This window comes from Providencia sp. M-27 (genome assembly GCF_011077905.1).
Classification (GTDB): domain Bacteria; phylum Pseudomonadota; class Gammaproteobacteria; order Enterobacterales; family Enterobacteriaceae; genus Providencia; species Providencia huaxiensis.
In genome coordinates this window covers 1-15,393 of sequence record NZ_JAALBT010000025.1, presented here as the reverse complement: position 1 = coordinate 15,393, position 15,393 = coordinate 1, and the positions used below count along the sequence as shown (strand labels likewise).

The 15,393-nt window shown below is 41.3% G+C and carries 15 protein-coding genes; 9 read left to right on the top strand and 6 right to left on the bottom strand.

Annotation, left to right across the window (positions count from 1 at the left end; translation table 11 throughout):
• The first annotated feature begins 97 nt into the window (after window positions 1-97).
• The 6 genes from G6Q48_RS20400 (at window position 98) to G6Q48_RS20375 (ending at window position 5,334) form a co-directional block, all read left to right on the top strand.
• The gene (locus tag G6Q48_RS20400) at window positions 98-1,006 is read left to right on the top strand and encodes an SPOR domain-containing protein (protein ID WP_166268249.1); all 909 of its coding nucleotides are present in this window, start codon (window positions 98-100) and stop codon (window positions 1,004-1,006) included.
• Window positions 1,007-1,088: 82 nt separating this feature from the next.
• Window positions 1,089-1,991 carry an adenine-specific DNA-methyltransferase gene (dam, locus tag G6Q48_RS20395; RefSeq protein WP_102140138.1) on the top strand — a complete coding sequence of 301 codons (903 nt, stop codon included), beginning with the start codon at window positions 1,089-1,091 and terminating at the stop codon, window positions 1,989-1,991.
• A gap of 15 nt (window positions 1,992-2,006) precedes the next feature.
• Window positions 2,007-2,681 carry a ribulose-phosphate 3-epimerase gene (rpe, locus tag G6Q48_RS20390; RefSeq protein ID WP_102140137.1) on the top strand — a complete coding sequence of 225 codons (675 nt, stop codon included), beginning with the start codon at window positions 2,007-2,009 and terminating at the stop codon, window positions 2,679-2,681.
• Window positions 2,678-3,370, top strand: a complete 693-nt coding sequence (locus G6Q48_RS20385) for a phosphoglycolate phosphatase (protein ID WP_166268247.1) — start codon at window positions 2,678-2,680, stop codon at window positions 3,368-3,370. The genes rpe and G6Q48_RS20385 overlap by 4 nt, the downstream gene beginning before the upstream one ends.
• A gap of 16 nt (window positions 3,371-3,386) precedes the next feature.
• Window positions 3,387-4,430 carry a tryptophan--tRNA ligase gene (gene trpS, locus G6Q48_RS20380; protein ID WP_166268245.1) on the top strand — a complete coding sequence of 348 codons (1,044 nt, stop codon included), beginning with the start codon at window positions 3,387-3,389 and terminating at the stop codon, window positions 4,428-4,430.
• Between the two features lie 166 nt (window positions 4,431-4,596).
• The gene (locus tag G6Q48_RS20375) at window positions 4,597-5,334 is read left to right on the top strand and encodes a 3-oxoacyl-ACP reductase family protein (RefSeq protein WP_166268243.1); all 738 of its coding nucleotides are present in this window, start codon (window positions 4,597-4,599) and stop codon (window positions 5,332-5,334) included.
• Window positions 5,335-5,407: 73 nt separating this feature from the next.
• On the opposite strand, the gene G6Q48_RS20370 is transcribed toward G6Q48_RS20375, so the two are convergent.
• The 3 genes from G6Q48_RS20370 to G6Q48_RS20360 form a co-directional block, all read right to left on the bottom strand.
• Window positions 5,408-6,613 carry a lactate oxidase gene (locus tag G6Q48_RS20370; RefSeq protein ID WP_102140133.1) on the bottom strand — a complete coding sequence of 402 codons (1,206 nt, stop codon included), beginning with the start codon at window positions 6,611-6,613 and terminating at the stop codon, window positions 5,408-5,410.
• Between the two features lie 37 nt (window positions 6,614-6,650).
• The gene (locus tag G6Q48_RS20365; protein WP_102140132.1) at window positions 6,651-7,217 is read right to left on the bottom strand and encodes a YceI family protein; all 567 of its coding nucleotides are present in this window, start codon (window positions 7,215-7,217) and stop codon (window positions 6,651-6,653) included.
• 100 nt (window positions 7,218-7,317) lie between these two features.
• A complete protein-coding gene (locus tag G6Q48_RS20360) occupies window positions 7,318-7,995 on the bottom strand; it encodes a hydrolase (protein ID WP_102140131.1) in 678 nt (225 codons plus the stop codon).
• Window positions 7,996-8,260: 265 nt separating this feature from the next.
• Between G6Q48_RS20360 and G6Q48_RS20355 the strand changes: the two genes are divergently transcribed.
• Window positions 8,261-9,136: a pirin family protein gene (locus G6Q48_RS20355; protein WP_166268241.1), complete on the top strand. Its 876-nt coding sequence runs from the start codon at window positions 8,261-8,263 to the stop codon at window positions 9,134-9,136.
• 44 nt (window positions 9,137-9,180) lie between these two features.
• Here the strand turns inward: G6Q48_RS20355 and G6Q48_RS20350 are convergent, their stop codons facing one another.
• Complete coding sequence (locus G6Q48_RS20350; RefSeq protein WP_166268239.1) at window positions 9,181-10,086, bottom strand: LysR substrate-binding domain-containing protein; 906 nt, start codon at window positions 10,084-10,086, stop codon at window positions 9,181-9,183.
• 187 nt (window positions 10,087-10,273) lie between these two features.
• Between G6Q48_RS20350 and G6Q48_RS20345 the strand changes: the two genes are divergently transcribed.
• On the top strand, window positions 10,274-11,959 hold the full coding sequence (locus tag G6Q48_RS20345; RefSeq protein WP_166268237.1) for an ABC transporter ATP-binding protein: 1,686 nt from the start codon (window positions 10,274-10,276) through the stop codon (window positions 11,957-11,959).
• Window positions 11,952-13,586 carry an ATP-binding cassette domain-containing protein gene (locus G6Q48_RS20340; RefSeq protein ID WP_166268234.1) on the top strand — a complete coding sequence of 545 codons (1,635 nt, stop codon included), beginning with the start codon at window positions 11,952-11,954 and terminating at the stop codon, window positions 13,584-13,586. The genes G6Q48_RS20345 and G6Q48_RS20340 overlap by 8 nt, the downstream gene beginning before the upstream one ends.
• Before the next feature lie 91 nt (window positions 13,587-13,677).
• Here the strand turns inward: G6Q48_RS20340 and yiiM are convergent, their stop codons facing one another.
• Window positions 13,678-14,355, bottom strand: coding sequence for a 6-hydroxyaminopurine reductase (gene yiiM / locus G6Q48_RS20335; RefSeq protein ID WP_102140126.1), 678 nt, complete (start codon window positions 14,353-14,355; stop codon window positions 13,678-13,680).
• 137 nt (window positions 14,356-14,492) lie between these two features.
• On the bottom strand, window positions 14,493-15,119 hold the full coding sequence (gene sodA / locus G6Q48_RS20330; RefSeq protein ID WP_102140159.1) for a superoxide dismutase [Mn]: 627 nt from the start codon (window positions 15,117-15,119) through the stop codon (window positions 14,493-14,495).
• Window positions 15,120-15,393: the final 274 nt, after the last annotated feature.

Below are 15,393 nucleotides of genomic sequence, written 5' to 3'. Positions count from 1 at the left end.
AAAAATAAGCAGCAATGTCCTGCTTGGTCGTTAAGAGGTTGTACTGATAAGAGACATTTTATCTCTACTATAGGCAAATTTTATTCGGGAGAGGAAAATGGACGAATTTAAACCAGATAACCAGCCTCAAGGTCAAAATGACCTTAGGCCAGATACATCAGATAGACCGACAGGGCGTTCACGCCAATCATCTGCTGCAAAACCTAAAATTGCACTCTCACGCCAACATATCATGATCGGTGTGGGTGTCTTAGTTTTATTGCTGCTCATTATTGCTATCAGCTCAGCGTTAAAAGCCCCTACAGAGCATGAAAAGCAACAAACAACGGGTGCAAATAATTCACAAAATATCGACTTATCGGGCTCCTCATCGTTGACAAACTCACAAGGTCAAACGCTATCAGGGCAACCACAAGAAATTACAGGTTCACAAATTACGCCAACGCCAACCCAAGGAGAGCCTCAAACTCAACCAAATGGTCTGGGAGAGCGAATCGAAATACCTGGCGATGTGGTTGATGCCTTAAATCAAGGCCAAGTTTCGGTACCAGGCACTAACCAGCCACAAAATACGACACCGTTAACGCCACCACCGGTTAAACCTGTCGAACAACAACCTGCCGTCAAACCAGTGGCGCCAGAAAAAACACCTGTAAAACCCGTTGAGCAAAAACATCCTGTGCAGACTAAACAGCCAGCGAAATCCACATCAACGGCGAGTAGCCAAGGTAGTAATATCATGTCTGCGCCAGCAGGTAGCTACACATTACAGCTTAGCAGCGCAAGCCGTTCTGATACACTGGAAGCTTTTGCAAAAGAAAACAAGCTGGCCAATTACAAAGTTTATAAAACGATACGTAATGGGCAAACCTGGTATGTTCTTATTCACGGGAATTATAGTTCAGTGACCGATGCCAAAAATGCAATAGGAACCTTACCTGCTGCAGTGCAAGCGAAAAAACCGTGGGTTAGAAATATGAAACAAGTCAAACAGGATCAAAAATAACAACGTTTTTCCCCGGGCGCATTATGTTGTCCTGACAGAGTATAAATGCAGTTACTCTAAACGATTGTAATAATAAGACGGCATGAAAAAAAAACGCGCTTTTTTAAAATGGGCTGGGGGTAAATACCCCCTTGTGGAAGAAATCAAAAAACACCTTCCACAAGGTGATTGCTTAATTGAACCTTTTGTTGGTGCGGGGTCAGTGTTTTTAAACACCAGTTACGATTCCTACATACTGGCAGATATTAACAGTGACCTCATCAACCTCTATAATACAGTTAAAGATAATACTGATGCTTTCATTGAAGAAGCCCAGCAAATCTTCACACCTGAATATAATACTTCCGAACAATATTATTTAATGCGTGAAGCCTTTAACCAATCGACCGATACTGAGAAACGCAGTGTCCTTTTTTTATACTTAAACCGCCACTGCTATAATGGGTTATGCCGCTATAATTCTCGTGGTGAATTTAACGTTCCCTTCGGCCGCTATAAAAAACCCTATTTCCCGAAAGAAGAATTACTGTGGTTTGCTGAAAAATCACAAAATGCGACATTTATAACTCAGCATTATGGTGAAACGTTGCTCAATGCAAAAGAGGGGGCTGTTGTCTACTGTGACCCTCCTTACGCACCTTTATCAGATACAGCTAATTTTACGGCGTACCACACGAATTCCTTTAATTCGCTTGAACAACAAAACTTAGCTATTTTGGCACAAAAATTATCAACAGAAAGCAAAATCCCTGTCTTGATCTCAAATCATGATACCCCGATGACAAGAGAGTGGTATTATCAAGCTCAGTTACATATTGTAAAAGTACGTCGCACCATTAGTAGAAATATATTAAACCGGACAAAAGTTAATGAGTTACTGGCATTATATCCGGGTATACCTAATAGCCTTTCTCCTAGACAAACGGATAAGAAAAAAATGCAGCGCCCTGTACCTAGTGCTGAATGGCTCTCAGATAACGATTAATAATCGGAGACAATTATGAAAAACTTTCTCATTGCCCCATCTATTTTATCTGCTGACTTTGCCCGTTTAGGCGAAGATACTGCCAAAGTTCTGGCCGCTGGTGCCGATATCGTGCATTTTGACGTTATGGATAACCATTACGTGCCCAACTTGACGTTTGGGGCGCCTATCTGTAAAGCGCTGCGAGACTATGGAATTACCGCCCCCATCGATGTTCATTTAATGGTCAAACCGGTCGATAGAATCATCCCAGACTTCGCTAAAGCAGGGGCAACTCATATCAGTTTCCACCCAGAGGCCAGTGAACATGTTGATCGCTCATTACAATTAATTCGCGAAAATGGCTGTACTGCAGGGCTAGTATTTAATCCAGCAACTCCACTAAGCTACCTTGATTATGTCATGGATAAAGTTGACATGATCCTGCTAATGTCCGTCAATCCAGGCTTTGGTGGCCAATCCTTTATCCCACAAACTCTCAATAAATTGCGCCAAGTCCGTAAACTCATTGATGAAAGTGGCTATGATATCCGTTTGGAAGTCGATGGCGGGGTTAAAGTTAATAATATTGCCGAAATTGCAGCAGCAGGTGCCGATACTTTTGTTGCAGGTTCCGCAATCTTCGATCAACCAGACTATAAAACCGTCATTGATGCAATGCGTAGCGAATTACAAAAGGTATCTCAATGACTGACATGGTATTAGAGAATATCAAAGCAATAGCTTTCGATTTAGACGGCACTCTTGTAGACAGCGCAGATGGCTTAGCTGAAGCCATCGACAACATGCTAAAAGAACTTGGCTTTTCACCCGCAGGTAAAGAGCGTGTCTCTATTTGGGTTGGTAATGGCGTGGATGTTTTAGTTGAACGTGCACTTTCTTGGGCTGGTACCCAAATAACACCTGAGTTACAAAAAGCTGCGCGAGCTAGCTTCGATAAATTCTATGCCATTTCTGTCACAACTGGCAGCGAACTATTCCCTGAAGTGAAAGAAACCTTAGAGCAACTAGCAAAATATGGCCTCCCAATGGGCATTGTGACCAATAAGGCCACACCATTTATTGCACCGCTCTTGAAGAAATTAGGTATTGAACACTACTTTTCTCTTGTCTTGGGTAGCGATGACGTCAAAGCTTTGAAACCACATCCCGCTCCCCTCTACTTAACGATGGGAACATTCGGTTTACGTAAAGAAGAATTGCTTTTTGTCGGCGATTCTCGTAATGATATTATTGCAGCGAAAAACGCTGAATGCCCGTGTGTCGGTCTGACCTACGGTTATAACTATGGTGAATCTATTGCACTGAGTGAACCGAACTGTGTATTAACACATTTTTCTGATTTATTACCTGCAATTGGGTTATCTGAAATAAAATAAGCAAGGACATAACTAAATGAGCACTCCCACTGAAAATTTAAAGCACCCCCAAAAACCAATCGTATTCAGCGGCGCACAGCCTTCCGGTGAATTAACCATCGGTAACTATATGGGTGCATTACGTCAGTGGGTACAAATGCAAGATGACTACGATTGCATTTACTGTATCGTTGACCAGCACGCAATTACCGTTCGCCAAGACCCTATCGAACTGCGTAAAAGAACTCTCGATACACTCGCGCTTTATTTAGCCTGTGGCATTGACCCGAAAAAAAGTACCATTTTTGTACAGTCACATGTGCCGCAACATGCCCAATTGAGCTGGGCGCTTAACTGCTACACCTATTTCGGTGAATTGAGCCGTATGACTCAATTTAAAGATAAATCAGCGCGCCATGCAGAAAATATCAATGCCGGCCTATTTGACTACCCAGTATTAATGGCTGCGGATATTTTAATTTATCAAACAAATCAAGTGCCTGTTGGTATTGACCAGAAACAGCATCTTGAATTGAGCCGAGATATTGCTCAACGCTTCAATGCCATTTATGGTGATATTTTCACAGTACCCGATCCATTCATTCCAACTGGTGGTGGTGCTCGTGTTATGGCATTACAAGATCCGACCAAGAAAATGTCTAAGTCCGATGATAACCGTAACAACGTTATCGCCTTATTAGAAGACCCGAAATCTGTCGTGAAAAAAATCAAACGCGCAATAACTGACTCCGAAGAGCCACCGCGTATTCGTTATGATTTAGAAAATAAGCCAGGTGTTTCTAATTTATTAGACATTATGTCAGGCGTGACTGGCAAAAAAATTGCAGAACTTGAAACAGAATTTGAAGGGCAAATGTACGGTCATCTTAAAGGCGCTGTGGCTGAAGCCGTTTCCGGTATGTTGACCACACTGCAAACTCGTTATCATGAATTCCGTAATGATGAAGCGTTGCTCAATCAAATTATGGATGAAGGCGCAACGAAAGCAGCTGCACGTGCACAAGAAACCCTAGATAAAGTTTACGAAGCAATTGGTTTTGTTAAACGCCCACAACGCTAGCCAAATAAAAAGCGCTCACTCATCAATAGGTGAGCGCTTCCATTAATACATAATCAATTTTTTTCACAAACTCCTTCTATTTTTCTATCTGGAGTCCCCCCATCTTTATCTATTAAATACCTTATCTATTGATTTTAAATTATTTAATTAATAATAAGGGCACCCTATGTTATTCAAAAACAAACATGCTATTGTTCAAGGCGGCTCACGTGGTATTGGTGCGGCTATTGTGAAAAAACTCGCCAGAGACGGGGCCAATGTTACTTTCACCTATGCCTCATCAGATGAAAATGCAAAATTATTGATCACTGAAACAGCGCAATTTCCCGGTAAAGTCATGGCTATCAAAGCCAATAGTGCTAATGAGTATGAAATTACAGCAGCAATCAAACAGTCATTTGATAAGTTTGGATCTATTGATATTTTAATTAACAGTATTGGTATTCTTGAATTTGGTTCAGTAGAAACCCTCTCTCTAGAGTCATTTGATCGTTCCTATTCCCTAAATGTACGCAGCTTATTTATTGCCAGCCAATCCGCATTAACGGTTATGAATGATAATGGACGAATAATTCACATTGGCAGTGTCAACTCAGAGCGAGTGCCATTTGAAGGCGGGTCTGCCTACGCGATGAGTAAATCAGCCATCATTGGCTTAACAAAAGGCATGGCTAGAGATGTGGCTTCAAGAGGGATAACGGTCAATAACGTTCAGCCAGGCCCCGTAAATACAGATATGAACCCAGAACAAGGCGAGTTTGCAGAGAGTCTGAAACAAATAATGGCCTTAAAACGCTACGCTAGTGCTGATAAAATTGCTGATTTTGTATTGTACTTAGCTAGCCCTGCTGCTGCTTATATCACGGGAGCAAATTTAAATATTGATGGTGGATTCACAGCTTAGTCTTCGCTTTTGCTTATAACAAAAAAACGGGATATTTTTCCCGTTTTTCATTAACCAATGAGTTTAACTTTAATTATTGAAAATCTTTGTCGGTATATAACTGAGTTGCTTTTACACCTTCAATATTTTTCGCACCACCTAACATCATATTGATAGATAATTCTTTATTTAATTGCTGAATGACAGAATTAACCCCTTCTGCACCACCTAAATTTAATCCATAAAGAATAGGACGGCCTACAGCCACAACATCAGCACCACTCGCTAAAGCTTTAAATACATGTGAACCACGGCGTACACCACTGTCAAAAACAATAGGAACACGTTTATTCACTACTTTTGCAATTGACGGCAACACATCAAAAGATGCAGGACCACTGTCTAATTGACGACCACCATGATTAGACACCCAAATAGCATCCGCGCCAGCTTTTATCACAACATCAGCATCTTCAGGTGATTGAATACCTTTGACAATAACCGGTAAACCTGACAATTTTTTCACATATTGAATATCTGCTGGCGTAAATGCTTGTTTCGCTTGCGCATAAATTTCACTGATCCCAGCACCTTTACCTGTTTTCGAGCCATCGCTATTTTGCTGAGCAAATAGTTCTAAATTGGCAAAACCTAACGGAAACTGAAAATTATTACGAATATCATCTTCACGATATCCACCAACAGGTGAGTCCACCGTCAAAATGATCGCTTTAGCACCACTTTCTTTAGCCCGTTTCAACGTAAATTCATTGAAAGCCTCGTTTTTACTCATATACAGCTGAAAAAAGAATGGGTTATTTCCCGAAACTTCCGCAACTTCTTCAATAGTTTTATTGCCATAAGTACTGAGAGAAAAAATAGAACCTGCTTTAGCCATACCTTTTGCAGTCGCTATTTCACCCTCTTTATGAGCGAGACCTTGAGCCGCCATCGGCGCCTGAATAATCGGTGTTTTAAGTTTAATACCTAAAAAATCAGTTGATAAATCAATATCTGAAATTTCAATACCTTGCATCACACGTGGCATAATGTATTTTTTATCAAAATGCTGCGTATTTTTATTTAAATTCAGCTCATCTTCAGCACCACCACGGATGTAGCCAAAAGCGCCTTTTTCCATATTTTTTGCCACTTGGCTTTCTAGCTCATCCAAATTGACAATTTTAATTGGGCCTTCTTTATCGCTCGCTTTATATTCAGCAGCTTGAGCCGTCCCTAATGTTAAAGCAACAGCTAATAGTGTTGATGTCACAACGGTATTTTTTTTGAAATTCAACATGATTAATCCTTTACTTTCTTGTACTTATTACCACAAATTATTGTTTAATGGCTTCTGCCTGGATCTTGATAGTGACATTCTGAGTCATACCATCTTTCACTAAGAAATCGATACCCCACTGTGTACGATCAATAGTTGCTTCAAAATCACCACCACAAACATCCGCTTTAAAAATTGGGCTGAAGTAACAACCAAACTTTGTTGTTTTTAATTGAATAGGGTGTGATTCGCCTTTCATTGTCAGTACACCGTCAATAGAAACAGGCTTGTTATCAACGAAATTCCATTTAGACGACTTAAATTCAATCGTTGGGTACTTGGCAACATCTAACATATCTGCACTTTTGATATGATTGTCGAATGCAGGTAAACCTGTATTTAATGTTTCCGCAGGGATGATAACATTCACGCTACCTGTTTGTTTTTCCAGAGAATAAGTCATATCGCCCGTAATATTATGAAATCCACCGCTATTGGTTGAAGTATTAAAATGGTCAATATAGAACACCGCTTTCGTATGTGTTGGGTCTAATTTATAGTCAGCCGCCTGAGCGGTTCCAAAAACAAATAAAGATGCCAATAAAGGTAAAGCTAGCTTTTTCATGTACGTTCCTTAAACTTTAAGTGCAAATAAACTGCCCTTATTCGTGATAAAGGCAGCCTTATTTCATTTCGTGAGTTAAATATCGTGAGTATTTCTTTAATTAACGCTCTGAATCTAATTGCTCATTATTTTTCAGAACTTCTTGTGCTTTGCTGTAGCTTTCAATTAATAATTGATAGGCAGGGAAGATTTGCGTGTAAGCCATTGCCCATTCAGCTGCATCTTCACGGTTCCAAGTCCCTTGTAATTCTGAAGCAACCGCAGCAGTATCCATCGGCACCACACCCGCTTGAACAACTCGAGCCAAGGTAATTTCTTGCGCCATTTTGCTGTAAGTCCCTGATGCATCAATCACCACAAATACTTGGTAGCCATCCATCACCGCACTAATCGCAGGGAACGCCATACAAACACTGGTAATCGTTCCAGCAATAATCAGTTGTTTTTTACCTGTTGCTTTCACGGCCGCCACAAACTCTGGGTTATCCCATGCATTAATTTCACCGCGGCGTGCAATATATTGTGCATGTGGTGCATTTTGATGAATTTCTGGGATCAACGGACCGTTTGGGCCTTGAGGTACAGAAGCCGTTGTTATTACGGGAATTTTTGCAAGAGATGCCATTTTAGCCAGAACAGCGGCGCGAGCACGCAATTCCGTCATTGGCATATCACCTACAGTTTGAAATAAACCACTCTGATGATCGATTAATAACATCACCGCATCTTCTGGGTTAATAGCAGGACGTTGACCATTAAAATTAGCTGGACTACTCATGATGAAACCTCTCAATCGATAAAATATGAAACCTATATTTGATTTAAAAATAGAACGATAGCCGCTCCGTTTTTGTGTTATTTAGATTAATTCATCGATTTAAGGCTGAGTAGTCCAGTTTTTGATAAACACTGTTCTATAAATAGAATTATCAGTGCTTATTCTATTGTTCTATTACTGCAACAATGAAACCTATTTTTGCCACTACCCCCTCATTATTAGCTCCTTTATTATTCAGTCATCAAAACAATTTAGGAGCAAAACCATGAAAAAAATTATTGGTATCTATCAATCTCCTCGCAGCCATTGGGTAGGAGACGGCTTCCCTGTCCGTTCAATGTTTAGCTATAACGATCATGGGAAATACCTTAATCCGTTTATTTTACTCGACAGAGCGGGGCCTTTTGATTTCCCAAGCTCAAATTCAGCAAACAGAGGCGTTGGTGAGCACCCACACCGTGGGTTTGAAACAGTCACGATTGTGTATGATGGCGAAGTGGCTCACCATGACTCTACGGGTGAAGGCGGTGTGATAGGCCCTGGTGATGTTCAGTGGATGACTGCGGCATCCGGTATTTTGCATCAAGAGTATCAGTCTGATACCTTCATGAAAAAAGGTGGCACACTTGATATGGTGCAACTGTGGGTCAATTTGCCAGCAAAAGACAAATCAGCGGCCCCCGGCTACCAGTTGTTAGAAAGCCAAAGCATACCAAAAGTTGCATTACCCAATGATGCAGGTACATTGCGAGTGATCGCTGGTGACTATTTGGGCAATAGAGGTGCAGCAAAAACTTTTAGCCCATTAGATGTATGGGATTTACAGCTGAACAAAGGTAAAACTGTGGGTATCCCAACCAAAGCGGGGCGCCATGTTGGTTTAGTCATGTTACGCGGCTCAATGTTTGTTGATGGTCGTTCCGCTTTAAACGAAGGCGAGTTGATGATCCTCGACGATACAGACAGTAATATTCTGTTGGAAGCTACGGAAGACGCATTAGTACTGCTGCTCAGTGGCGATCCCATTGACGAGCCAGTTGTTGGCTACGGCCCTTTTGTGATGAATACTGTTCAAGAAATCAATGAAGCCATAAATGATTTCAACAGTGGGAAATTTGGGCGCATTCCTGAAACACAATAAATGACGAATATTTCCCTGATAGCCTAATGCGCTATCGGGGAAATTTATTTCACTGACGGTGAAATATTATCTGCCAAATAATTCAAGAGTAATTGAATTGATGGCAACAACCCTTTGCGTGATGGGTATACAGCATGAATGATATCTTCAGGAAACTGCCATTTCGGTAATACCTCTACCAGACTCCCTGACCCAATGTCTTTTTCTACCACACCATAAGGCAGCCTTGCTATCCCGACACCTTTCAGTGCCGCATGGTATAACGTTAAGATATCGGTTGTCGCTAACTTGGGGGTAAAATGCTGCGTAAAACTAAGATCATCATTATTTTTAAGGGTTAACGTGTAATTTTGTGAGTGCTCCGTATTCGCTAACATTGGGTAATCCACCAGCTTTTCTGGTTCAGTAAGTTCACCCCGCTCTGTGAATAATTGTGGGCTAGCCACTAATATACGTCGTGAATACCCAAGTACCTTCATCATTAAGCCTGAATCATCCAATGGCAATGAGCGCACGCGAATAGCTAAATCTAACCCTTCACTGATCACATCAACAGGTCGGTTAACTGCTAAAATTTGAATGTCGATATCAGGATATTGCACCATAAAATTAACAAGTAATTCATTGAGATAAACTTGCAATAGCGCGACGGGGCACGATAATTTAATTATCCCTTTAGGGTGAGACTGAACAGAACATATCAATTCATGAGCAATTTCAGCTTCATCAACCACATTTTTACACTGCTGATAAAATACTTGCCCTACTTCTGTGACATGAAACTGGCGAGTAGAACGATAAATCAATGAAACATTTAACTTTTGTTCTAATTCTGCGATGCGACGACTTAATTTAGACTTAGGGATCCCTAGCGCCAGACCCGCTTGTGAAAAACCACCATATTCGACAACTTTCACAAAATAGTAGAGATCGTTTAAATCATATTGCATCTCACGCCCCTTAACATTCCCAATCGCAATATCACCATCTTACTAAAAACCCCAAAAAAGCGCTTTAAAAATGAATACGGCCAATTAAAGCCTGCAAACAAAACAAATAGTCTGGCAAGCAAAACAACTAATTCACGATAACAAAGCGAAATAAATTAAAGTGATGGATTCGCAATGGAGGTTTCGCATGTACCGCGCACTTTGGGAACAACTTTGTCCCTATCGCTTCACATTATTATTTGCACTTATTTTACAAGCTATTGCAGGCCTCTGTTCACTCATTCCATTAATAGCAATTAGCCAAGTTGCTGCCGCACCCGTTCATCAATATTATGAGTGGGTCGTTATTGCGTCCATTGGTGGTGTAAGTTGGCTAATTTGCCAAACTCTTGCTTTGTATTTAACACATCAAACGGATAACCACCTCTGCTACCACGTTAGACTACAACTTATTGATAAAATAGAAAAACTCCCACTAAATCACTTTACCCAACACGGTAGAGATGGTTTATTGCAAATAGCGGATCGTGATGTGCGTGGGTTGCATCAATTAACCGCTCACGCCCCCGCAGATATCACAAAACTAATTATCGTCCCCACAGCAGCCACTCTTATTCTATTATGGCAAAATGTACTGCTCACCCTTTTTTGCTTAATGCCATTAATTGCCTCTATTTTTTTATTTAGACAAATGCGTTCTGTACGCTATCAGGCACTCTACACCTCACGTAACCAGGCAATGGGCTTACTATATGAACAATACGCGGAACTCGCAGATAACCCGCTACAAGCTAGGCAATACCCCAACCAATCAATTCAAAAAAAAGCATCACAAGCTTTATCTCAATTTGAAATCGCCTTTCATCGATGGATAAGCAAAATAGGCGCCTTGAGCTCACTGACCCAAGTCGGTATCAGCAGCACATTGCTTTCATTATGGGTTATTGTAGGGGTTTCATTACTACCTGAGCCCGTGCCTCTTGCTCAAGTGATTTTATTCATTCTATTAATTAGCAGTATCGCTGCACCTGTTGCAGCAATGGGGCATGGCGCAGACGCCTTAAACCTTGCTGTCAGTGCATCAGAACGTATTCACCAACTTCTCGCTGAACCAGATATGCATTACGGAGAAAAGGACGTTAGTACGTCCCAAGGTGAGCTCAAACTTGTTCAAGTTGACGTTAAAATAGGTAATAACCCAATATTATCGAATATTAATATCACCATTGCTCCCAACGAATTTATCGCTATTGTCGGGGCATCAGGTGCGGGGAAGAGTACTTTATTACAGCTTATGGCGCGCTTTTTAGACCCAACAGCAGGAAATGTGCTCTTTAACTCGGTTCCATTACCACAGCTATCATTAACCAGTTTGAACCGTACGGTTTCCATCGTCATGCAAAACACCCCGCCCTTACCTTGTTCTGTTCGTGAAAATCTACAGTTGTTTGCCCCAAAAGCCACTGAAGATGAAATGTACCGTTATCTTGATGCTCTCAACTTATTATCGCTTTTGAAACAACAACCTAAAGGACTGGATGCCGTAATAGGACAAGATATGCAGCTATCCGGTGGGGAAGCTCAACGCCTTGCCATTGCACGTGCGCTGCTATCACCAGCGCCTTTATTACTGCTTGATGAGCCAACATCCGCACTTGACCCACAAAATGCACAACGGGTTCTGAATTTATTGCATACCGAGCCACGAACCTGTGTATTAATTACCCATGACTTAAGTGGATTGGGTCTAGTAGATCGCGTATTGCTGTTAGACAGCGGGAAATTAATCGCACAAGGCTCGCATCAACAACTTTCAATGCAGTCAGAACCCTATCAGCAACTTTTACGCGCTCTGGAGGATGACTGTGCTTAAGCGTTTATTGTACACAGTACGTAATGCCATATTTTGGATGACGCTAAGTGCTGTTTTAGAGGGCGTTAGCGGGTTATTTTTATTTGTTGTTATTTTAGATTGGCACCTTCATACCACAGTACCATTAACGCTTTTCGCTCTTTCTAGTTTATCTGCATTAGCCGTAACATTTATCGCCACTCAAAAAGGCTATTTTGCTGGGGGATTAGTGATGCGTTATCTTGCCACGGCACTTATTCGCCATCTGCCGCTTTCATTACAACCCATATCAAACAGTAATCAGCTAATTTCAGGGCCTGTTTCACAAGTTATGTCTGTGCCCGCACATTTATTACACCCAATTATCAGTGGGTTAGTAACACCCTGCACTATCGTGATTGGTGCTTTAATTTATCAAAGTAGTTTTGGTGCCATTTTACTATTTATAATCAGTATCTTATTAATATCCTTACGTTTTTCCGCCACTAAAGTTGCTTTTTTTGAGCAAGCCGTTCATGAGTCAGAACAACAAGCAGTGAGTGCACTCAATCAATATGCCCTCCACCAGCCATTAATTCGTCGCTCAAGCGCTCACCATGAGCAACTGCACCCTAAACTTGCCTTAGCGTCCCAATATCAAACTCAAAAACAGCTACAACGAAGAAGTTTGCCATTTCACTTATTATTTTCATTGATGGTGCAAACTGCGTTTATTACGCTCTTTGGATTCGGTATTTATTTAGTTGATCATGCAAAGATGCCACTAAACATGTGGCTAGCAGGGTTAGTTTTATTAGCTCGCTTAATTGAACCTATGTGGCTGCTTTCTCATTTAGACCAATCAATTAGGCAGATGAAAAAAGCAGTTCAACAAATCGAGAAAGCCTTGCAGACTCCAGTGTTGGTGTTTCCTTATCGTACATCAGCGCCCACCATCAATAGCGTTAGCTGTGAACAATTATCATTTTACAGTGATAATAAAAAATGCATTCTGCAAAATATAAACCTTACTTTTAAGGAACATACGCTTACCGTCATTGTAGGCCCATCAGGAGCAGGGAAAAGTACATTATTAGGCTTGCTTGCTCGCTTACAAGACCCAACACAGGGCTGTGTGAATTATGGTAGTCAAAATATTAAAACCCTATCACAAGCAGTGTTGTGCGCTAGCCGGGGGATCTTATTACAAGACAGCCGTTTATTTTACGGTAGCGTACGCCAAAACTTGATACTTGATGATGATAATATTGATGACCGAGCTATCAGCACATTACTGACACAACTTAATTTTACAGCCAATCATGAGTTCTTAGAGAAAGAGGTTGGTGCCGGTGGTATGCAACTTTCTGGCGGCCAAAGGCAACGACTGTGTATTGCGAGGCTAATACTACAGCACCCTGACATCATTTTAATGGATGAACCAACGGCAAGCCTTGATAACGTCAATACCGCCTCAGTGATTGACCTTATAACTCAAGCCAAACAGCAAACACGGGTCATCGTCACCCACCAGCCCAATCTTGCACGCCAAGCAGACTCTATTGTGTATATGGAGAACGGGAACGTGATCGCTCAGGGGACACATCCCGAATTAATAGCGAATATCCCGTGGTACCAACAGTTTATACAACAAACGCCTAAGACATAGGCATTCTTAGTATCGCACGTTATATTGCTAGCAAGCGCTTATGGCTAAATACTCCCTTTGCTATAAGCGCACAATGGCTTTTCACTGGTGATTAACGCTTACCAAACAGACGGTGCTTAAACTCTTCAATTCGGTGGTTATCTAAACGGTTTTGCATGGTTAAGCTCCAACTTGCAGATAACCCTGCTGCGCTTAAAAGGCGCTGATATAACTCTTCATCATAAGGGGCGTGAAATGCAATCATAATGGCTTCTTGTACCGAGATATCACTATTGCGGCTCAATAATGTTAATGGCGCATTTTCACTAACATTGCCCGTTTTAATGACACGGTACAGCCAACCACAGCGCCCATTGTCTTGCATCATCTGTGCAAAATTTTCAATTCCTGTTAACCCATTGAGCTTATAACAAGGGGAACGAGGTTGCGTGACCTGAATGCGCGCATCACCCCAAGCAAAAATATCCCCAATAAATACGTTTTCTTCTGTCATACCCAGCGTTGATATATTTTCTCCAAATGCGGAGGCAATAAATAAATCCGCTAAATCTGGATACGCACTAGCCCAAAAGTCATAATGGTCACGTGGATAATGGCAAAGAGCTCTATCAGGCCCGCCATGAAAGCGTTTTTCAGCTTGTTCATCCCCCTCAAGCCCTAATTGCCCTAACATCAATAACCCATCGGCAGCTTGCTTATGAATAGCGCTGTGCCCACAGGACTGGGTTGCTTGGACTTTACCGATAAAGACTTGGGGAAGGAATAACATGGGCGGCACTCTCCACATAAATAGGTGACGAAACCTTCATCATAAAGAATGCCAATAGAGATAACAATCGGGTGGGGTATAAATAAAAAAGCGCAGCATTAACGCTACGCTTATGGTAAATAAATTATTTTATAAAATTATTTAGCTTTTGCTGCGAAACGTGCCGCAGCTTCATCCCAGTTCACAACTGACCAGAATGCTTTAATATAATCAGGGCGGCGGTTTTGGAATTTCAGATAATAAGCGTGTTCCCATACATCTAAACCGATGATTGGGTAACCAGATGCACCTGAAATAGCCTCACCCATTAATGGATTGTCTTGGTTCGCTGTTGAAACAACAGCTAATTTACCGTCATCTTTCAGAACCAGCCACGCCCAGCCAGAACCGAAACGGGTTGCAGCGGCTTTTTCAAACAATTCTTTAAATGCATCAACGCTACCGAAATCACGTTCAATCGCAGCTTTCAGTTCGCCTTTTAATTCAGTATTTAATTTCAAACCTTTCCAGAACATGCTGTGATTTGAATGTCCACCCGCGTTATTACGGACAAACGTACGTTGATCAGCAGGGATTTGGTCTAATTTTTGGATCAGAACATCGATATCTAAACCCGCTAATTCAGGCAGTTTTTCTAACGCTGTATTGGTGTTAGTCACATAGGTTTGATGATGCTTAGTATGGTGGATTTCCATGGTTTGCTTGTCAAAGTGTGGTTCCAATGCATCATAAGCATAAGGTAAAGCAGGTAATGTATAACTCATATTATTGTCTCCAGTGACGTAAATACCGCTATGTTTCTCATTTTTACCACAAGGCTCATAGGGTAAACACTTGCGTAACTTCGCACCTTGTGAATTACTATCTATTATAGTTATTTTACTGTTAATGAAAATCATTATCAAACCCACAGTAAACATATGGATATTTATATTCGCTGGGTATACGGATTTAATGGTTGATGGGGCACCTTTACCCCACCAACCTGATACCATTATCAGATGGTTGATAGATCGACCCCGTAGTTGAGTTCCTCTG